The organism is Kitasatospora sp. NPDC036993 (assembly GCF_055607525.1).
The window spans coordinates 202,555-221,885 of record NZ_JBVJRP010000007.1 but is presented as its reverse complement, the minus strand read 5'-3'; the positions used below and the strand labels follow the sequence as shown (position 1 = coordinate 221,885).

Genomic DNA, 19,331 nt, shown 5'->3' with positions numbered 1-19,331 from the left:
GCTACGGGCTACGGCACGACGGTGACCGGCCAGCGGCCCGCCTTCACCAGCCGGACGGCGACCGACCCGATCACCTTGTGTCCGGCCTGCTCGGAGACCCCTACCACCACGGCGTCGGCACGCAGCTCGTCCGCGAGCTTGGCGAGGCCGGTGTACGGGTCACCGCGCATGGTCAGGAAGCGCCACTCCACCTGCCACACCTCGCGCACCCGGTGCTCGGCCTCGCGCAGCGCGGCCAGCAGCTCCTCGGCGATCTCCTGGGTGGTCTCCTCCACCGCGGCCCCGGCCAGGGCGGTCGCGGCGCCGAGGATCGGCTGGATGTAGGCCACCGCGAGGACGGCGCCCTGCCGGCGGGCCAGTCCGGCGGCGTAGGCGGTGGCGCGCCAGGAGGAGTCGGAGCCGTCCAGACCGGCCAGGACCACCTTGGGGCCGTCGGTGCCCAGCTCGAAGCCCGTGGGCGCGGCCGCGGCCTCGTGGTGCCCGGCGCCGGTCGGCAGCCCGGCCGTGGCAGCCCCTCCCGGGCCGGCCGCCGCCCCGCCCGTACCGGCGGGCGCCTCTCCCGCGTCCGCCGTGTCCGCTGCATCGCTCTCGTTGCTCATGCGCCGAGGCTATGCCCGCCACCGGGAGTGACCGCAGGGGGCACGGCGGGTGAGGGCTGTGGTGCGGGCCACCCCGGTCGCCGGCCGACACGGTGGAATCGGCACCGGCGGCGGGCGGCCCGTCACGCACCGTCGACCGTGTGGGCGGCCTCACAGCGGTTCCGGGGCCGGTTCGGAGTGGCGCGGGCCACTTCCGGGGGTGCTTTGATCTTGGAAATGGGTGCAAATCGGGCGAAATTGGCACATTTCCTTGATCTTTACCGTCGGTAACAGCCCTCTGACGTGGCTAAACCTTCAAATCCTTGAAACCGGCACGACCACCCCCGTAACTTCGAACTCGTTGCACCGAGCGATCCGCTCCGGCCGGGCCTCCGAGGCCCCCGGGCAGGACGGTGCAGGACCACGCGAGTGACGTGTCCCCGAAACCGACGGCCTTCCGAGGGCCTGGTTCCGCGTGCTCGCAGACCCCTCCGAAAGGAACTCCATGACCTTCCGTAACGAGACCGCCGCTGCCACCACCACCGCCACCCCGAAGCGCCGCAACCGCGTCCGGATGGCTCTGATGGCCGGGGCGTTCACCGTCCTGCCGGTGGCCGGCCTCGTCACGGCCACCAGCGCCTCCGCCGCGCCGGCTTCGGTCTGGGACAAGGTCGCCGCCTGCGAGGCGACCGGCAACTGGGCCATCAACTCCGGCAACGGCTTCTACGGCGGCCTGCAGTTCACCTCCAGCACCTGGGCCGCCTTCGGTGGCACCGCCTACGCCCCGCAGGCCCACCAGGCCACCAAGGACCAGCAGATCGCCATCGGCGAGAAGGTCCTCGCCTCGCAGGGCCCGGGCGCCTGGCCGGTCTGCTCCGTCAAGGCCGGTCTGACCAAGTAGGACCGCAGGGCCGTACCGGCCGAGGCCGCCGCACCCCATCGGGGGTGCGGCGGCCTCGTCGCGTTCCACCGGCGTCGCGTTCCATCGGCGTCACGTTCCGTCCACGTCCCGTTCCGTCGGCGGGGCGCGACCCCCCGGCCTCAGTCGTCGGTGCCGGACCCGCCGGTGCGGGCGGCGGCCGGGGCGGGCCGGGGCGGCAGGGGCATCGGGACGGCCGGCAGGCCGTCGATGCTGGTGCCGACCAGTGGCTTGCGCTCGCAGTAGGCGCCGAACTCCTCCTCGCCCTTGCGGTCGAAGTACTGGGCGTGCAGGTCACGGTCGGTGCGGTAGTCCATGAACGGCACCGCGTACCCGCAGGAGTCGCTCACCCGCTCCGCCCTGACCAGCACGATCGCCCGCAGGCCCGAACCGTCGGCGGCCCGGCCGAAGTGGCCGAGCAGCCCGGCGAAGCGCGGGTCGTCCCGGAAGACGGGCTCACCGCGCCCGTGCACCCGCACCACGGTCGGCGGCCCCTCGAAGGCGCACCACATCAGGGTGATCCGGCCGTTCTCCCGCAGATGGGCGACGGTCTCGGCCTGCGAGCCGCCGAAGTCCAGGTAGGCGAGGGTCAGCTCGTCGATCACCACGAGGGTTCCGGAACGCCCCTTGGGCGAGAGGTTGACGTGTCCGTCGGCGGCCAGCGGGGCGGTGGCCACGAAGTAGACCGGCTGACGCTCGATGAACTGACGCAGCCGACCGTCGATGCTTTCGTACTGCTTTCCCATGGGCGCGATTCTGCCCGCTTCCCCACCACCGGGAAAGCGCGATCCGGCCCTTGGGACGCGAGGCCGGGCGCCTCCGTTCGCGCCCGTTCGCGCCCGTACGCCGCCCGGCGCGGCCGCCCGACCGGCGCGGGAGGGCGCCTACCATGGGGCTGCACCTGTCACCCGCCGGTCCCAGCAGGGGAGTTGCGATGATCCGGAGCACCCTCCCGCCCACCGCGCCCGGGACGGTCCTCGGCGTCCCCGCCGCCCCGCTGCGCGGACACGTCCTCGGCTACCGCGGCTACCGGCTGGCCCTGCGGCAGCCGCGGCGCCGGCTGGAGGTGCCGACCGACGTCGTCACCGTGGCGCTCGCCTTCGAGGGCGGCGTGCGCCTCGCCGACGCCGTCTCCCTCGCCCCCGCCGCCGCCTTCGGTTCGGTCGTGGCAGGGCTGCGCCGCACCGCGACGATCGCCGAACACGCGGGCGTGCTGTACGGGTTGGCCGTGTCACTCACCCCGGAGGGCGCGTTCCGGGCGTTCGGGCCGCTGGCCGGCGAACTCGGCGGGCAGTGGGCCGAGGCCGGGGAGGTCCTGGGCCCGCGACTGCGGGCGCTGACCGACCGGCTGGCCCACGCCCCGAGCTGGCCGGCCCGGTTCGCCATGCTGGACGGCTACTTCGGCGCGCTGTTCGCGTACGGGCCTGACTGGGACCCGTCCGTCCACTGGGTCTGGCGGCAACTGCGGCGCTCCCACGGGCTGGTGCCGATCCGCACCCTGGTCGAGGGCACCGGGTGGAGCCGCCGCCGGCTGGAACTGCGCTTCCGCGAGCACCTCGGAGTGGCCCCCAAGCAGGCGGCGGGAATCCTCCGGCTCCAGCACACCCTCACCGCCCTGGCCGCCCACCAGGACCGGCACACCGGCGACCGCCCCACCGGCGCCGACCTGGCCGTGCGCTGCGGCTACTACGACCAGTCCCACCTCGACCGCACCTTCCGCACCATGGTCGGCTGCTCGCCCCGCGAGTTCCTGGCCTCCCGGCACACCGCCGCCGCGGCCCTCCCCGAACCCGCCGACCGGGTCAGCGGGCGGGTGACCAGCGCCGTCCTGGACGCCGGAAGCTAGGGCCGCGGCCGGGCGCTGCGCGTTTGTACAAGACGCGCCGGTGCCCCGCCCGGCATGCTCGGAGGGTCCGGCCGGTACGGGGGTCCGGCCGGTCACCGGGGCGGCGGGGGCGGGGCACGAGGGGTGTCGGCCGGTCAGTGCTTCATGTAGACGCTGTCCATGAACTCGATGATCTGCTGATCGGTCAACCGCTGGCCCTCGCGGTGGCCCATCGCCAGGTCGGCCTCGCTGATCATGCCCACCAGCCGGTCCCCGTCGATCACCGGGATGCGCCGGATCTGGTGCTGCTCCATCTTGCGCAGCACCGCCTCCATGCTGTCCTCGGCCCGCACGCAGTGCAGGTGGCCGGACAGCTCCATGGCGGTCATCGTGGCCGGGTCCTTGCCCTCCGCGATACATCGCAGCACGATGTCGCGGTCGGTGATGATGCCCTTGAGCTTCTGGTCGTCACCGCAGATCGGCAGTGCGCCCACGTTCTTGTCACGCATCATCCGCGCGGCCTCGGCCAGCGTCTGGTGGGCGCCGATGCACTGGGCGCCGGTGTGCATGATGTCTCGGGCAGTGGTCACGGGGACTCCTTCGTCGATGGTTCCCCCCACCAGGTCCCCCCGCCCCCCGGCGGTGCTCCCGGACTCCCGCCGTCGGAGCGGGAGGGGTGTGACCGCGCCATCACCATAAGCAACCCCGCCTCGGCCCGCGACCGCGGCCCGGCGCCGGGCCGCCCCGACCGCCGATACTGGAAGGGTGACCACGGATGCCCGCGAGGCAGTCGACGAGGCCGTCCGGGCCCGGCCCGCGACCGCGCTGCGCCCGTACCTGGCCTGGTACTCCGGCTACCGGCAGCGCGGCCTCGCCCCCGCCCTGCACCGCGGACTGCCCTCCCCGTACCTGACCTTCATCCTCACCCTCGACGAACCGCTGGTGATCGCCGGGCACCCCGACCCCGCGCAGCCGCCCGGCAGCTACCCGACCCTGCTCGGCGGCCTGCACACCACGCCCGCGCTGATCACCCACGACGGCGCTCAGTCCGGGGTGCAGATCGCCGTGCACCCGCTCGCCGCCAGGGCGCTGTTCGGGCTGCCCGCCGGGGAGTTGGCCGGGATCGACATGTCCGCCGAGGAGGTGCTCGGCCGGTCCGCCGAACGGCTCCGGGAGCAGCTGCTGGCGGCCGGCGGCTGGGCGGAGCGGTTCGCCGCACTGGACGGGGCGCTGCTGCGGGCCGCCCGCCCCTCCGGCCGGGTGCCGCCCGAGGTCGGCTGGGCCTGGCGGGCGCTGCGGCGCAGCGACGGCGCCCTGCCGGTGGCCGAGCTGGCCAGGGAGACCGGCTGGAGCGCCCGGCACCTCCAGGATCGGTTCCGCCGGGAGACCGGGCTGACCCCGAAGGCCGCCGCCCGGGTGATGCGCTTCGACCGGGCCAGGCGCCTGCTCTCCGCGGGACCGCCGCCCCGGCTGGCCGAACTGGCCGTGCGCTGCGGGTACTTCGACCAGGCGCACCTGGCCCGTGAGTTCCGCGCGCTGGCCGGGGCGGCACCGAGCACCTGGCTGGCGGCGGAGGGACCGGAGCAGGCGAAGTTCCGAAACGTCCAAGGCGGGGCCCGGGCGGCGGCCGCACAGTGGGAGGCAGAACGACCCGCGCTTTCCGAGGAGTGAGCCATGGACACCACCGAGACCCCCGCCCCGCAGGTCTGGCCCAACCTGCGGGCCACCGACGCCCGGGCCCTGATCCGCTTCCTGGTCGACGCGTTCGGCTTCCAGGAGGTCGTCACCTACGGTGAGGACGAGGTCGTCCGGCACGCCGAACTCGCCTGGCCCGAGGGTGGCGGCGTGATGCTCGGCTCGGTCCGTGAACCGGCCGAGGGCGCCGAGCCCTGGCCGGGCCGGCCGGGCGGCTTCACCGCGTACGTGGTCACCGCCGATCCGGACGCCGTGCACACCCGCGCGGTGGCCGCCGGGGCCAGGATCCTCATGGGGCTGTACGAGACCGACTACGGCTCGCGCGACTTCGCCGCCATCGACCCGGAGGGCAACCACTGGTACTTCGGCACCTACCGGGGCGCGCCCCGGCCCGCCGCCCGCCCGCGGGGGTGACGTCATGCGCACTCCGGTGGAGCGGCTGCGCGCGCTGTGCCTGGCGCTGCCGGAGGTCGAGGAGCGGGTCAGCCACGGGGAACCGAGCTGGTTCGCGGGCTCCGGACGCCGGGCCCGGATGTTCGTGATGGTCTCCGACCACCACCACGACGACCGCCTGGCCTTCTGGTGCGCGGCGCCCGGCGGGGCGCAGCAGCGGCTCGTCGGGGAGGACACCGAGCGCTACTTCCGGCCGCCCTACGCGGGGCACCGGGGGTGGCTGGGCGTGCGGCTGGACGGGCCTGCGCCGGACTGGGGCCGGATCGGGGACCTGGTCGCGGACGCCCACGCGCTGGTCGGCCCGGGGCGGTAGCGCCCGGGGCGGGGCAGACTGGCTGCGGGGGCCACCCACCGGAGGCTTCGGAGGCGGACCGTGCCGCAGATGACGGTGGACGGGCGCACCCTCGCCCTCTCCCACCTCGACAAGGTGTACTACCCGCGCACCGGCACCCCCAAGGGCGAGGTGCTGCGCTACTACGCCGCCGTGCACACCGTGCTGCTCCCCCACCTGCGCGACCGTCCGGTCTCCTTCCTGCGCTGCCCGGACGGGGTCGAGGCGGCGGTGTTCGTCGCCAAGAACCCGCCGCCCGGCACCCCGGACTGGGTGCGCACGGTGGCGGTGCCGAGCAACACCGGCGAGCTGCGCCAGGTGGTGCTGGAGGACGGCGCGGCGCTGCTGGCGGTCGCCAACCTGGGGTGCCTGGAGCTGCACGTCCCGCAGTGGCACGCCGCGGCGCCCGCCCTCGCCGACCGGCTGGTGCTGGACCTCGACCCCGGTGAGGGCGCGGACGTGCTCACCTGCCGGACGGTCGCGCTGCTGCTGCGCGAGCGGCTCGCGGCGGACGGGCTGGCGGCCTGGGTGAAGACCTCGGGTTCCAAGGGCCTGCACCTGCTGGTCCCGATCGAGCCCACGCCGAGCGCCCGGGTCTCCGGGTACGCGAAGGCGCTGGCGGCCGCCCTGGAGGCGGAGCACCCGGAGCTGGTGGTGCACACCATGGCCAAGGCCAGGCGGGTGGGCCGGGTGCTGGTCGACTGGTCTCAGAACAACGCCAAGAAGACCACCGCCGCGCCGTACACCCTGCGGGCCCGGCCGCTGCCGACCGTCTCCACCCCGCTGGCCTGGGCGGAGCTGGCGCGGGCCGGCGCCGAGCGGGACCTGGTCTTCACACTGGCCGAGCTGCCCGACCGGCTGGCCGCGCGGGGTGACCTGCTCGCCCCGCTGCTGGACCCGGCGCGGGCCCGCCCGCTGCCCCCGGCATCCCCGGCGTCCCCGGCGTCCCCGGCACCCTCCGCGCCCCCGGCCTCGTCGGCGTCCTCCGCGCCGGGCCGGGAAGCGCCGCCGCGCCAGGTGCTGCACCCGCCCGTCGAGGTGATGCGCCCGGCCGCCGTGACCGCCGTCCCGCCCACCGACGGCCTGGGCGGCGGGGGCGTGCGGTACGAGCTGAAGCTGGACGGCTTCCGCTGCGTCGCCTTCGCCCGGGGCGAGCGCCCGGCGTACCTCCAGTCCCGCAGCGGCCGCGACCTCGCCCCCGAGTTCCCGGCGATCGCCGCCGCCGTCGCCCGGCTGCCGGAGGGGCTGGTGCTGGACGGCGAACTGGTCGCCTGGCGGGACGGCCGGTTCGCCTTCGGCGAGCTGCTGCACACCCGCCGGGCCCGCGCGGCGGCCCCTGAGGTGGTGCTCGGCCTGATCGCCTTCGACCTGCTGGCGCTGCCCGGCCGCGACGTCCGCCGGCTGCCGCTCACCGACCGCCGCCGGCTGCTGCTCGCCGCCCTCGCCGACGTCCCGCCGCCGGTCCGGCCGGTCATGGCCACCACGGACCGGACGGAGGCGCTGGAGTGGATGGAGCGGCTCGCCGACACCGGTGTCGAGGGCCTGGTCTGCAAGGCCGCCGCCTCCCCCTACCGCCCGCGCGGTGCGGGGCACGTCTGGGTCAAGTACCGCCGCGGCGACACCCTCGACGCCACGGTCCGCGCGGTCACCGGACCGGCCGGCCGGCCGCACGCGCTGATCCTGGGGCTCGACGACGGCCGGGTGTTCCTCACCGCCCCGCGGCTCACCCCGGTGCAGTCCCGCGAGGTCGCCGAGGTCGCGGGCCCGCTGCTCGGCCCGCCCGTCGCCGACCCCGACCACGGCCGGGTCCACCCGCTCACCGCCGTCCTGCGCGCCGAGATCACCCTCACCGGCCGCCCGCCCACCGCCACCTTCGTCCGGCTCAGGGGCGACTGACGGCCGCGATCGCGCGGTGGGCCCGCCCGGCCTCAGGTCCGGCGCCTCCCCGTCGCGTGGGCGAACTCCGTCACGAAGGCGTCGTCGAACAGCGGCAGGTCGGCGGGCTTGCGGCTGGTGACGAGCGGTCCTGGGCCGTCGTGGCAGACGTGGACCGGCTCGTCGACCCAGTGCGCGCCGGCGTTGACCAGGTCGGTGCGCAGGCTGGGCCAGGAGGTGAGGGTGCGGCCGCGCACGGCGTCGGCCTCGATCAGGGTCCAGGCGGCGTGGCAGATCGCCGCGACCGGACGGCCGGCGGCGCAGCAGGCGTGCACGAAGGCGACCGCCGGCCGGTCCAGGCGCAGCCGGTCGGGGTTGGCGACGCCGCCGGGGAGGACCAGCCCGTCGTAGTCGGCCGGATCCGCCTCGGCGACCGGGACGTCCACGGCGAAGGTGTCGGCCGGGGCGTGGTGCCGGACGGCCTGGACCCGGCCCCCGGCGGTGGACAGCAGTCGCGGGGTGCCGCCGGACTCGGCCACCGCCTGCCAGGGGTCGGTCAGTTCGACCTGCTCGGCCCCGTACGGCGCGACCAGGAAGGCGATCGTCCGGCCGGTCAGGGTGGTGGACGGCCAGCCCATGGTCCCCGGCCTCAGCGCGGGTGCGGGGCGGTCAGGTCGACGGCCGCGGGCGGGGCGGAGCTGAGCCTGGCGCGCGGGCAGTCGAGGTGGACGGCGCGGTCGAGGTGGTCGAGCCTGGCGACCAGGCCGGCCGGGACGAGCACCCGGGTGCCCGGCACCCAGGGCTCGGCGTCGACCAGCAGGTGGTCCCCGGCGTCCTGCTCGACCCGGCCGACCGGGCCGTCGGTGGCGTGCACCTCGTACCCGACCAGGGTGACGTCGGCGGCGGGATGGGAGCCAGGGCGGTGCTCCCACAGTTCGGTGGTCATCGCCTCACGCCTCCGGCCGGTCCCAGGGGCGCCGTTCGCGGCGCTCCCGACGTTCCCCGAGGTCCTCCGGGTCCGCTGGTTCGACGCGGCGCCGGGCCGCGCTCCGGCGGCGCAGCAGCTCCGCGGTGGCGACCGCGGCCGCCACCGTGGCCGTCCAGACCACGCCGAGCGCGACCAGCACGGCGGTGGTCGGGGTCCGTACCCCCACCCCGAGGCAGATCACCGTCATCACCAGGGCGGTCAGCACCACCCCCGTGGAGATCCGGCGTCCGATGCCGCGGAGCACGCCCCTGAACCGGCTGGGCGGCTTCTCGCCCATCGTGCTCAACTTGCGGTCGAGCCGTGTGTCCTGGCGCAGATCGGACTCGATCTCCTCAAGGAGCCGCCGCTCCCATCCGCTCAACGCGGGTCCGTCCATCTCGGTCACCTCCGACACCTCCGGTGACGTGCTGGCACCGGGGCGGTTGCCCGGTGCGGGCAGGCGCTAACCGTTCCGGGCACCACCTGTTCCGGCGCCGACCGGCCCGAAGGCCCTGGGGCGGGCGAGCAGGCTGTCGTCCAGGATGCCCAGCAGGGCCGCGGCGTCGCGGTGGACCTCGGCCGCACCCGCCGCCCGCAGCTCCGGGCCCGCGTCCCGGCCGGCCGCCAGGGCGACGCACGGCACCCCGGCCCGCCGCGCCGCCCGTACCTCGCGCACGCTTCCGGCGACGGCCACGGCGTGCCAGGGCCTGCTGCCCACCAGCTCCAGGGCGGCCCGCACCGGGTCGCCCCCGGGGTCGGCCACGGTCAGCGCCGGTGCCCCGGCGGGCCCGGGCCCGGTCAGCACGACCGTCCACCCCCGGGCGGCGCACTCGCGCAGCAGCTCGGCACCGCCGGGCAGCGCGGGCTGCCACCAGTCGGTACCGAAGAGAGCCGCCGAGATCACCGTCATGGCCACCGCTTCCGTTCGCGGGCGCCGCATCGAACGCGCCCTTCCAGGTTAGGCCGCTCCCCGGCCGCGCGCGCAGCCTGCGGCTCCGCCGGTCCGGAGCGTGGGCCGCCGTACCGGCGCGGGGCCCGGGTCCGCGCCGGGACGGCGGCCGCGCGCCGGTGCCCGCCGGGTATCCACCGAATCGCCCGCCGCCCCTCGCGGGTTCACCTCCGGGACCGCGAAACACACTGGTCAGCCATGATCCGCTGGCCCTAGGGTGTCGCTCCGTCCCATTGGTCCAGTCCAGGAGTCCCGCCCCGATGCCTTCCCCCGCCGTGTACCGCTCGCCGAGATCGAGCGCCATCGCCGCCACCGTCATGCTCGCCGTGAGCGGCGCCGTGTCGCTGGTCTCGCTCGGCACATCCGTCAACCTCTACGGGGAGGTCGGCACGTTCGCCGCGGACGTCGACCTGAGGCTGGTCGACGGGTCCGCAGTGCTGGACGCGTACGCGCTGCACAAGAACGTCGGCACGCTCCAGGTGGTGACCCTGGTGGCTTCGGTGGTCGCCTTCATCGTCTGGTTCCACCGGGTCCGGGTGAACGCCGAGATCCTCGACCCGCACGGGCACCGGCTCCGACGCGGCTTCGCGATCGGCGCCTGGTTCCTCCCCATCGCCAACCTCTGGATCCCCCGGCAGATCGCGGGCGACATCTGGCAGGCCGGCGCCCGGCCGGACGGCTCCGGAGTGCGTCCGCGGCTCCCGCAGACCCTGCTCACCCTCTGGTGGGGGGCCTCTCTGGGGGCCGGGGCGCTCGCCCGAATCGGCACCGTGTACACCGATTCGGCGGAGTACCCGGACACATACCAGCAGGGCGTCGCCTGGCTGATCGCCTCCGACCTGGCGATGGTGGCGGCCGCGGTCCTCGCCGTCCTGGTGGTCCGCAGGCTGACGGCCACGCAGGAGCAGCGGTTCGCCGAGGGCGCCACCGCCGCGTACGGGGTCCACGGCGGTACGGTCTGGGGCTGATCCCCGCCCCACGGGCCGGGTCCGGCCCTCAGTCCGTGAACGGGCCCGAGGAGTCCGGGAACGGGCCCGAGGAGTCCGGGAACGGGCCCGAGGAGTCCGGGAACGGGTCCGAGGCCAGCCGGGCGTGCAGGTGCTCGTCCACGTAGTCGCCCCCGCCGTAGGTGTAGGAGCCGCGCAGGGTGCCCTCGTACGGGAAGCCGGCCCGCTCCGCGACCCGGCAGGAGTCCTCGTTGGCGACGGCGTGGTAGAGCTCGACGCGGCGGACGCCGGCCTGCTCCACGCCCCAGCGGGTGACGGCGGCGGCGGCCCTGGTGGCCAGGCCCCGGCCGCGAGCGGCGGCGAGCAGCCAGTAGCCGACCATGGCGATGCCGTCGTCCCGGTTGGTCCACCCCAGGTAGGCGTTGCCGCACAGGCTGCCGTCTGCGGCGTCGGTGACGGCGAAGGAGGCCGCGGTGCCGTCGGCCCAGTGCTCGTCGCAGCGGTCGAGGTAGGTCTCGGGGACGACCCGGCCGCCGGTGCCGAGCGGGCTCCAGCGGGCGACGGCCGGGTCGGCCGCGGCGGCGACCAGGGCGGGCACCACGCCGCCGGGCAGGTCGAGGGCGCGTCCCCACGGGCGCAGCAGGACGTCGCCGAGGTCGAGGACGGTGGGGCGGAAGACGCGTCGGTCGGTGCCGGCATCGCTGATGGTCATCCGGCCTTCCTATCCCCGGCCCCCAGGCGCCCGCCAGCGAATATCCGTGGCGGGCGCCTGGTGCGGCACCGGGCGGAGCCGGGTCAGATCCGGGACAGGTAGCCGTTCTCCACCAGCCAGAGCACGTTCAGCTTGGCCGGGCCGCCGGGCAGCAGGGCGCCGTCGAGCTGGTACTGGAGGCCCCAGCCGGGCTGGTTGAACCACGGCGCGATCGGGCCGGCGTGCACCGTGAAGGCCTTGACCACCTTGTAGTCGTGGTAGTTGCAGGCGGCCGGCGGGTTGCCGTCCAGGCTCTGCGGCGGGATGGCGCGGTTGGCGTAGGGCAGGCCCTCGGGGGCGAGGAAGGCGCCGTACTCGCTGCCGTAGCGGTCGATGTTCTGGTTCGGGTAGAGCGTGAGGTCGAACTCGATCGGGCTGCCGTCGGGCAGGGTGACGTAGCCGTCGGAGGGCGGGTATATCCAGCCGCCCTTGCCGCCGTTGCCGGCCGGGTCGTAGTACTGGCCCAGGAAGGCCTGGTCGCTCGCGCCGCCGGTGCGCTGGTAGCCGGCGAGCTGGCGACCGACCGGTCCCGTGGTCGGGAGGTCCGCGGGGCCGAGGCGGGCGTCGTCGTGGCGGAAGGCGGCGGAGCACTGGTCGGAGGGGGTGGCCGCCGGGGCCGCGCTCGCGGCGGGGGCGCAGACGGCGGTGAGGGCGGCGGCCGCGGCAAGCGGCGCGACGAGCAGGCGAAGGCGAAGGCGCACGGTGTCTCCGTCGAACGGGTCAGCGGTCAGGGGAAGAGCCACGGAGGGGTGCTGTGCTCACCCTCTGTGGCTGGTTCGACACCAGGCAATCGGATCATCTGATCATTCGTCAACATGATCCATGCAACCGCATGTTCGACTCGTCGGATTCGGCCGTATCCGGGACGCCGGGACCGCCCACCCGTCAGGATGAACGGTCCGGTGCGCCTCGCCGCCTCCGGGGCGGGCGTCACTTCCCGGGGGCGACCCGCCCGAGCAGGTGGAGCAGCCGGTCCAGGGCGTCCTTGGAGTTCGGCTCGGTCAGGTTGACCATCAGCCGGAACGCCACCTTCAGCAGCGCCGGGTGGCCGAGCCCGGCGGCACCGGCCGCGCCGAGCAGCCGCGGCCGCCCCAGCAGGTCGGCGGCGAGGCGCCCGAGCGCGAAGTAGCCCGCGTAGGCGGAGCGCAGCGCCTGCGGATAGGCGCGCAGGGCGAGTTCGCGGCCGCGGTCGGTGCGGCGGGCGAGCGCCTGGACGATGGTCTCGGCGGCGTAGCGCCCGGACTCCATCGCGTAGGCGATGCCCTCACCGGTGCCCGGGCTGACCGTGCCGCCCGCGTCACCGACCAGCAGCAGGCCGTCGGCGTAGTGCGGCCGGCGGTTGAGGCCCATCGGCAGGGCGGCGCCGCGGATCGGCTCGGTGACCCCGTCGGGGGTGTAGCCGTACTCCGGCGGCAGGCCGTCGCACCAGCGGCGCAGCAGCTCCCGCCAGTCCACCTCGGTCCTGGCGGTGTCGAGGACCCCGAGGCCGACGTTGGCGGTGCCGTCGCCCATGCCGAACACCCAGGCGTAGCCGGGCAGCAGGCGCCCGGCCGGGTCGCCGGGGTCGCGCAGGTCGAGCCAGGCCTCCAGGTAGCGGTCCTCGTGGCGCGGGGTGGTGAAGTACGTCCGGTACGCGACGCCCATCGCCCGGTCGGTGCGGCGGTAGCGCTTCATCGCCACCGACAGCCGGGTGGAGTTGCCGTCGGCGGCGACCACGACCGGGGCCCGGTAGGTGACGGGCCGGCGCTCCTCCCCCAGCCTGGCGGTCACACCGGTGATCCGGCCGGTCCGCTCGTCCAGCGACGGGCCCGTCACATTGGCGCGTTCGACCAGCCTGGCCCCCACCGAGGCGGCCTTGCGGGCGAGCAGTTCGTCGAAGTCGGCGCGGCGCCGCACCAGCCCGTACCCGGGGTAGGCGGAGAGCTCGGGCCAGTCGAACTCCAGCGAGCGGCGCCCGGAGATCAGCCGCAGGCCCTGGTTGTGCAGCCAGCCGGCCTCCTCGGTGACGTCGATGCCGAGGTCGGTCAACTGCTTGACGGCACGCGGAGTGAGGCCGTCCCCGCAGACCTTCTCGCGCGGGAAGGCGGACTTCTCCAGCAGCAGGACGTCCAGCCCGGTCCGGGCGAGGTGGGCGGCGGCGGTGGAGCCGGCCGGCCCGGCGCCGACCACGATGACGTCGGCGCTCTCCCCGGTCCGCCGCTCACCGGTCCGCCGCTCACCGGTCCGCCGCTCACCGGTCCGCTGCTCCCGGGTCCGCCGCTCACCGGCCTCGACGGTCGGCTCCGGGACGGTCTGCTCTGGGCCGGGCATCGCACTCTCCCACGGGTCGGATCGGCTGTACACGCAACGGAGTCCTCGGACTGGGCGGTTCCGGACGGACGATAGAGAACCGCGGCGCCCGCCGCCGCCCCGACACGCAGACCACCGCCGCGAACCGGCCAATACCGGCCACGCCGGCCACGCCGGCCACGCCGGCCGCCCGGTCCCACCCGGTCTCGCCCGTCGGCCCCGGCGACGAACCGGCCGCACCACACACGTGCGACCGCGTCGGATCGCCCGGGACGCGGCCACCCGTCCACGGGGCGACGCCGGGGCGATTTTCTGACGGACCGTCACCATCGTGGCCTGGCAGGCCTTGAGCAGTTCGGCCCGGTCGGCCCGGTCGCGGGAGATCGATACCCCACGGGGGAAGGCCCGGTGTACCCGCCGGCGTAATCGGCGATATCCTTTTGCGTGACGAGTGGATCGCCGCCCAGGAGCGCGACACTCCGCGCAGCCAGTGCTGCGAGGCTCCCAACAATCAGGACGGGAATCATGACAATCACTGTGGGAATCAACGGCTTTGGCCGCATCGGCCGTAGCTTCTTCCGTGCCCTGCTCGCTTCCGACGCGGACATCCGGGTGGCCGCGGTCAACGACCTGACCAGCGCGCAGGCCCTGGCGAACCTCCTGAAGTACGACAGCGTGTACGGGCCGCTGCAGCAGCAGGTCGTGGCGGAGGGATCGTCGATCAGGGTCGGGGACACCGTGGTCGAGGTCCTCAGCGAGCGCGACCCGGCGCAGCTGCCCTGGCGCCGCCTCGGAGTCGACGTCGTCATCGAGTCGACCGGCGTGTTCAACGACGCCGCCAAGGCCCGGGCGCACATCGACGCCGGGGCCTCGAAGGTGGTCGTCTCCGCCGCGGCGAAGAACGCGGACCTCACCCTCGTCATGGGGGTCAACGACGACCTCTACGACCCCGAGCAGCACACCATCGTCTCCAACGCCTCGTGCACGACGAACTGTCTGGCCCCGATGGTCAAGGTGCTCGACGACGCGCTCGGCATCGAGGTCGGCACCATGACCACGATCCACGCCTACACCCAGGACCAGAACCTCCAGGACGGCCCGCACCCCGACGCCCGGCGCGCCCGTGCGGCCAACCTCAGCACCATCCCGACCACCACCAATGCCGCCAGCGCGATCGGCCTCGTGCTCCCGAACCTCCAGGGCAAGCTCGACGGGTTCTCGGTGCGGGTTCCCGTCCCCGTCGGCTCGCTGACCGACCTGACCGTCCGGGTGGGCCGCGAGACGACGGCCGAGGAGGTCAACTCGCTGTTCCGCAAGGCGGCCGACGGCGAGCTCGCGCGGATCCTGCGCTACACCGCGGACCCGGTCGTCTCGGCGGACATCGTCAGGGACCCGGCGTCCTGCATCCTCGACTCCCTGCTCACGCAGGTCATCGAGGGGCGCCACGTGCACGTCTTCGGCTGGTACGACAACGAGTGGGGCTTCTCCAACCGCCTGATCGACACGACCCTGCTGGTCGGGGGCGCGACGGCGTGACGCTCCGCTGAGCTCGGCACGGCGAGGAGCCGCGCGGGGCCGCAGCCCCGCGGTCGGCCGGGAACCACGGGGGCGGCGGGGCTCCCGTGCCCGCGGCCGTCTGTTTCCCGCCATCGGCGGGGCCGGCCCTCGCCGTGCCGACACCCGGGCAGAGCGGTGAACGGACCGCGCCGACTCGGCGCACCCGTCCGTCACTTCGCGTACGCATCGCCTTTGCCACCGAACGTCGCCGGTGGGGGATATCGGGATGGCACCGGCAATCCGGGCCAGGCCGACGATGCCGAAGAGATCCCGCCCACTTCTCCGGTCCCGGGCCGGACAAACCCGGTTGTCTCAACTGACGAGAATGACCGGGTAGGGCTTGACGGCCCATCGTGACGCAAGTGACCATGATTACATGACGGTACTTCCGCGATTACCATTCGATAACCCGTCCACTATCGGCATCGCGCCGCAGATGCGCGCACTGCAACAGGAGGGGCCGGTCGCCAGGGTGCGGACCGCCGGTGAAGACGCCTGGCTGGTCACCCGTTACAACGAGGTACGGAAGCTCCTCGCCGACCGCCGACTCCGTCTCAGCAACCCCGAGCCGTCGGTCGAGAACACGGCCCGGAGCACCATGGTCGCCCTCATGGCCGGGGACGACCACAACACCGAGCCCGCCCGGCACGCGCAGATGCGCGACCTGCTCGTACCCCGGTTCTCCACCCGCCGAATGCGTCTGATGAAGACCCGGATCGAGCACCACGTGGACGAACTGCTCGACCGGCTGGCCGCCGGCGCCGCGCCGGTCGACCTGCACCGCGCGCTGTCCTTTCCGCTGCCGACCATGGTGGTCTGCGATCTGCTCGGCGTTCCGCTGGCCGACCGGGAACTCTTCGGACAATGGGCGCGAGGCACATTCGACCAGAGTGACGACCAGCACTCGGCGAACACCTTCCAACAGGTCGTCGGCTACATCACGGAACTGGTGGTACGAAAGCGGAAGGAGCCGGGCGACGACATCCTGTCCGAGCTCATCGCCGAGAACGGCGGCACGCTGTCCGATGCGTACATCGCGGACCTGGGCTGCGCGGTATTGCTGTTCGGCTACGAAACCACCATTGTCCGTATCGACCTGGGCACCCTGCTGCTGCTGCGCAATCCGGTCCAGCGCGCCATGCTGACCGAGAATCCGGGACTCGCGCCGGCCGCGGTCGAGGAGATCCTGCGCCTGGCCGTCGGCGGCAAGGGATCCAACGCGCTGATCCCCCGCTACGCGCACGGCGACATCACCGTCGGCGAGACCGTGATCCGGACCGGAGACGTGGTCCTGCTGGCCATCGGCGCGGCCAACTACGACAGCCGGGCGTTCCCCGACGGCGACGCGTTCGACCTGACCCGGGTCAAGCCCAAGTCGCACATGGCGTTCGGGCGCGGCGCCCGGCACTGCGTCGGCCGCACCCTGGCCCGGATCGAGCTGACCGCGGTGTTCGAGCGGCTGTTCCAGAAGCTGCCCGACCTGCGGCTCGCGGTACCCGAGGAGTCGCTGCGCTGGCAGGAGCACCGGATCACCGGCGGGTTCGACGAGATCCCCGTCACCTTCTGAGCGGCATCGCACGAGCGAGCGCACGGCCGTTCACCGTCACGGGCGGCACCCGCCGCAGGGCCGGACCGGCACCCGCCGGTCGCCTCCCGGCGGCGTGGCGGACCAGCGGGACCCGCGTGGCCGGACTCCCCCGGCCCGCCGCTCCACCGTGACCTGACGCTCCTTCCCCCATGCCCGGACGTCACGAGGACAAGGAACCATGACGGACACTTTCCGCCCCTACGTCGACTGCACGCCCCTGCTCGACGACCGTGAGGCCCTGGACCGGTTCTACGACGAGCACGGCTACGTCTACCTCCGCGGCGCCCTGGACCGCGAACTCGTGCGCACCGCCGCCGAGCAGATGCTCGGAGGCCTGATCGCACTCGGCCACGCCGCCCCCGGCACCACGCTCGACACCCTCACCATCGACTCCTACGAGGCGGTCGACGAGGTCGCGATGCACGACCACGTCAGGTACGACGACCTGTGGAACCACCCCTCGACCCTCAAGGTCTGGGAGAAGGTCTTCGGCGAGCCCGTCTTCGTCTTCAGGTCGACGACGATCCGCTACTACCCCTCCGCCCCCGACTCCGCGGAGCCGGACTTCCTGACGCCGCTGCACCAGGACGGCTTCTACATCGGCCCGAACAAGGACTTCCGCACCGCCTGGCTGCCGCTGCTCCCGACGCCCACCGGCACCGGCGGCGTCGCCGTCGCCGACGGGAGCCACCGGCAGGGCCCGCGCGAGCACGTCGTCACCGAGAACTTCCGCCGCTTCGGACACCCCGTGCGCGGCATCCCGGCGGAGGAGCTCGGCGCGGACGAGGAGTTGCTGATCTCGCCCATGGAACCGGGCGACGTGCTCCTCTTCCACGCCTTCATGTGTCACAAGTCCGTCCCCAACGTCTCGGTGGACCCGGCCGGCATGCGGATGTCGATGGACACCCGCATCCAGCCCGCGTCCTCGCACCGCGGGTTCAACGCCCTGACTCCCTGGCCGGAGTCCGCGAAGGACCACTCCAAGGGGATCATGTCGAAGATCACCGGCACCCCCACCACCACCGAGTGACGCGGGTGCTCCCGCACCCGCTCCGACCGTCCGTTCCACAGAAGCCCTGGTAGGCAGCACATGACGAATCGCGAGGGACTCCCCCCGCTGAAGGAGCCCGACGCGGCACCGAAGCCCCCGGCCGGCACGAAGCCGGCCGCCGCGGGGCTCGGTGGCATCGCCCTCGTGGTGGTGCTCACCGGATACGCCCTGTCCATCGTGGACGCGTCCATCGTCAACGTGGCGCTGACCCCGATCAGTGACGACCTCCACGGCGGCCCCGCCGCACTGGAGCTGGTGGTGTCCGGCTACGGCCTCACCTACGCCCTCGGCCTGGTGCTGGGCGGACGGCTGGGCGACGCCTTCGGCCGCCGGCGCCTGTACGCCTACGGGCTCGCGGCGTTCACCCTCACCTCGGCGCTGTGCGGACTCGCCCCGACCATCGAGTTCCTGGTCGTGGCCCGGCTGTTGCAGGGCGCCGCCGCCGCCATGCTCGTCCCCCAGGTGCTGGCGACGATCCAGGCCGCCACCGAGGGCCAGGCCCGCGCCCGCGCGATCGGCATGTACGGCGTGACCGCGGCCCTGGGCATGGTCGTCGGGCAGATCCTGGGCGGGTTGCTGGTCTCGCTGGACGTCGCCGGGATGGGCTGGCGGTCGGTCTTCGCGATCAACGTGCCGATCGGGGTGGCCGCGCTGCTGGCCGTCCGGCGCGTCCCCGCGACCAGGGCCGACACGAAGCCGGGCTTCGACCCGGTGGGCACCGTGCTGTTCGGTGTCACCATGCTCTGCGTCCTGACCCTGGTCGTGGCCGGCCCCGACCTGGGCTGGCCGCTGTGGCTGTGGTCGCTGCTCGCGGTCGCCGCGGCGGGCGCGCTGGCACTGGCCAGGACCGAACGCGGGCTGGAGGCGCGGGGCGGCTCACCACTGCTGTCCCCCTCGGTGCTGTCCCACCAGGGGATGCGCAGGGGGCTGGCGGCAGTGGTCCCGTTCTCGGCCGGCTTCGGCGCCTTCCTGTTCGTCTACGCGCTGATCGCGCAGGGGCACTTCGGCTTCGACGGGCTCGCCTCCGGCGGGGCGCTGGCACCGTTCGCCGTGGCGTTCTTCGCGGTGGCGATGTTCACCCCGAAGATCGCGGCGGCCCTGGGCGCCCGGATCGTCACCCTGGGCGCCCTCGTCCAGGCCCTGGGCCTGCTGCTGCTGGCGCTGGTGATCCGGGTGGGCTGGCCGCATCCCTCCCTGATACTCGTGCTCGTCGGGATCGCCCTCTTCGGCGCGGGCGCGGCACTGGTCGGCCCGACGCTGTTCCGGCTGATCCTCGCCGACGTACCGCCCGCGCAGGCCGGCATGGGCAGCGGTGTGCTGGTGACCAGCCAGCAGATGGCGACCGCGCTGGGCGCGACCGTCGGCGGGACCCTCTACATCTCCCTGGCCGACTGGCTGTCGACGGTGTCCGCGGCCGTGCTCGTCCTCGGTCTGCTGACGTGCCTCTCGGTGACCGTCCTCGTGATCAGCCTGAAGCTCCCCGACCCCCGCTGACGTCCACCCCCTTCGAACGGCGCGACCTGATCCAGACCTTCTCGTTGGCAACGGCGCGCCGT

20 protein-coding genes and 2 pseudogenes are annotated in these 19,331 nt (G+C 74.0%); 12 read left to right on the top strand and 10 right to left on the bottom strand.

The genetic code is table 11. The features are described 5' to 3' along the window. Positions 1–8: 8 nt before the first annotated feature. Positions 9–599 (bottom strand): universal stress protein, encoded by a 591-nt coding sequence (locus tag ACZ7C5_RS17185; RefSeq protein ID WP_401084086.1) that lies wholly within the window; start codon positions 597–599, stop codon positions 9–11. A 484-nt stretch (positions 600–1,083) separates the two neighbouring features. Here ACZ7C5_RS17185 and ACZ7C5_RS17180 point away from each other — a divergent pair. Next, positions 1,084–1,476, top strand: a pseudogene (locus ACZ7C5_RS17180) (transglycosylase family protein); the annotation flags it as partial. A 143-nt stretch (positions 1,477–1,619) separates the two neighbouring features. On the opposite strand, the gene ACZ7C5_RS17175 reads toward ACZ7C5_RS17180, so the two are convergent. Further along, entirely contained in the window at positions 1,620–2,243 is a 624-nt protein-coding gene (locus ACZ7C5_RS17175; RefSeq protein WP_188300272.1) for a pyridoxamine 5'-phosphate oxidase family protein, read from the bottom strand. Positions 2,244–2,431: 188 nt separating this feature from the next. Between ACZ7C5_RS17175 and ACZ7C5_RS17170 the strand changes: the two genes are divergently transcribed. Beyond that, positions 2,432–3,343 carry a helix-turn-helix domain-containing protein gene (locus ACZ7C5_RS17170; protein WP_470322854.1) on the top strand — a complete coding sequence of 304 codons (912 nt, stop codon included), beginning with the start codon at positions 2,432–2,434 and terminating at the stop codon, positions 3,341–3,343. A 134-nt stretch (positions 3,344–3,477) separates the two neighbouring features. On the opposite strand, the gene ACZ7C5_RS17165 is transcribed toward ACZ7C5_RS17170, so the two are convergent. Further along, the gene (locus ACZ7C5_RS17165) at positions 3,478–3,912 is read right to left on the bottom strand and encodes a CBS domain-containing protein (RefSeq protein ID WP_188300275.1); all 435 of its coding nucleotides are present in this window, start codon (positions 3,910–3,912) and stop codon (positions 3,478–3,480) included. A 175-nt stretch (positions 3,913–4,087) separates the two neighbouring features. Between ACZ7C5_RS17165 and ACZ7C5_RS17160 the strand changes: the two genes are divergently transcribed. From ACZ7C5_RS17160 to ACZ7C5_RS17140, 5 genes and pseudogenes are all read left to right on the top strand, one after another. Beyond that, positions 4,088–4,993 (top strand): AraC family transcriptional regulator, encoded by a 906-nt coding sequence (locus ACZ7C5_RS17160; RefSeq protein WP_470322853.1) that lies wholly within the window; start codon positions 4,088–4,090, stop codon positions 4,991–4,993. Positions 4,994–4,996: 3 nt separating this feature from the next. Next, entirely contained in the window at positions 4,997–5,431 is a 435-nt protein-coding gene (locus ACZ7C5_RS17155) for a VOC family protein (protein ID WP_401084077.1), read from the top strand. 4 nt (positions 5,432–5,435) lie between these two features. Then, complete coding sequence (locus ACZ7C5_RS17150) at positions 5,436–5,783, top strand: MmcQ/YjbR family DNA-binding protein (protein ID WP_401084075.1); 348 nt, start codon at positions 5,436–5,438, stop codon at positions 5,781–5,783. 69 nt (positions 5,784–5,852) lie between these two features. Next, positions 5,853–6,722: pseudogene (gene ligD, locus ACZ7C5_RS17145) on the top strand (non-homologous end-joining DNA ligase); the annotation flags it as partial. 120 nt (positions 6,723–6,842) lie between these two features. After that, positions 6,843–7,697, top strand: a complete 855-nt coding sequence (locus ACZ7C5_RS17140) for an ATP-dependent DNA ligase (RefSeq protein WP_401084516.1) — start codon at positions 6,843–6,845, stop codon at positions 7,695–7,697. 32 nt (positions 7,698–7,729) lie between these two features. Here ACZ7C5_RS17140 and ACZ7C5_RS17135 read toward each other — a convergent pair whose 3' ends face one another. From ACZ7C5_RS17135 to ACZ7C5_RS17120, 4 genes are read right to left on the bottom strand one after another with little or no spacing between them, the layout of a single operon-like run. Then, positions 7,730–8,314, bottom strand: coding sequence for a type 1 glutamine amidotransferase domain-containing protein (locus ACZ7C5_RS17135; protein ID WP_401084073.1), 585 nt, complete (start codon positions 8,312–8,314; stop codon positions 7,730–7,732). 11 nt (positions 8,315–8,325) lie between these two features. Further along, positions 8,326–8,622 (bottom strand): PRC-barrel domain containing protein, encoded by a 297-nt coding sequence (locus tag ACZ7C5_RS17130; protein WP_401084071.1) that lies wholly within the window; start codon positions 8,620–8,622, stop codon positions 8,326–8,328. A gap of 4 nt (positions 8,623–8,626) precedes the next feature. After that, on the bottom strand, positions 8,627–9,049 hold the full coding sequence (locus ACZ7C5_RS17125) for a hypothetical protein (RefSeq protein ID WP_401084069.1): 423 nt from the start codon (positions 9,047–9,049) through the stop codon (positions 8,627–8,629). Positions 9,050–9,106: 57 nt separating this feature from the next. Beyond that, positions 9,107–9,553: an HAD family hydrolase gene (locus tag ACZ7C5_RS17120; RefSeq protein ID WP_401084067.1), complete on the bottom strand. Its 447-nt coding sequence runs from the start codon at positions 9,551–9,553 to the stop codon at positions 9,107–9,109. A gap of 299 nt (positions 9,554–9,852) precedes the next feature. Here ACZ7C5_RS17120 and ACZ7C5_RS17115 point away from each other — a divergent pair, with 299 nt between their 5' ends. After that, the gene (locus tag ACZ7C5_RS17115) at positions 9,853–10,560 is read left to right on the top strand and encodes a DUF4328 domain-containing protein (RefSeq protein WP_401084065.1); all 708 of its coding nucleotides are present in this window, start codon (positions 9,853–9,855) and stop codon (positions 10,558–10,560) included. A gap of 28 nt (positions 10,561–10,588) precedes the next feature. Here ACZ7C5_RS17115 and ACZ7C5_RS17110 read toward each other — a convergent pair whose 3' ends face one another. The 3 genes from ACZ7C5_RS17110 to ACZ7C5_RS17100 form a co-directional block, all read right to left on the bottom strand. Continuing rightward, the gene (locus ACZ7C5_RS17110) at positions 10,589–11,251 is read right to left on the bottom strand and encodes a GNAT family N-acetyltransferase (RefSeq protein WP_470322852.1); all 663 of its coding nucleotides are present in this window, start codon (positions 11,249–11,251) and stop codon (positions 10,589–10,591) included. 83 nt (positions 11,252–11,334) lie between these two features. Next, positions 11,335–11,991 (bottom strand): TNT domain-containing protein, encoded by a 657-nt coding sequence (locus ACZ7C5_RS17105; RefSeq protein ID WP_401084061.1) that lies wholly within the window; start codon positions 11,989–11,991, stop codon positions 11,335–11,337. Between the two features lie 229 nt (positions 11,992–12,220). After that, entirely contained in the window at positions 12,221–13,600 is a 1,380-nt protein-coding gene (locus ACZ7C5_RS17100; protein WP_470322851.1) for a geranylgeranyl reductase family protein, read from the bottom strand. Between the two features lie 504 nt (positions 13,601–14,104). On the opposite strand from ACZ7C5_RS17100, the gene gap reads away from it, so the two are divergent. From gap to ACZ7C5_RS17080, 4 genes are all read left to right on the top strand, one after another. Continuing rightward, entirely contained in the window at positions 14,105–15,115 is a 1,011-nt protein-coding gene (gap, locus tag ACZ7C5_RS17095) for a type I glyceraldehyde-3-phosphate dehydrogenase (protein ID WP_401084057.1), read from the top strand. A 397-nt stretch (positions 15,116–15,512) separates the two neighbouring features. Then, positions 15,513–16,703 (top strand): pentalenolactone synthase, encoded by a 1,191-nt coding sequence (gene penM, locus ACZ7C5_RS17090; protein WP_470322850.1) that lies wholly within the window; start codon positions 15,513–15,515, stop codon positions 16,701–16,703. 199 nt (positions 16,704–16,902) lie between these two features. Continuing rightward, on the top strand, positions 16,903–17,754 hold the full coding sequence (gene ptlH, locus ACZ7C5_RS17085; protein WP_401084053.1) for a 1-deoxypentalenic acid 11-beta-hydroxylase: 852 nt from the start codon (positions 16,903–16,905) through the stop codon (positions 17,752–17,754). Positions 17,755–17,814: 60 nt separating this feature from the next. Beyond that, positions 17,815–19,269: an MFS transporter gene (locus tag ACZ7C5_RS17080; protein ID WP_470322849.1), complete on the top strand. Its 1,455-nt coding sequence runs from the start codon at positions 17,815–17,817 to the stop codon at positions 19,267–19,269. Positions 19,270–19,331: the final 62 nt, after the last annotated feature.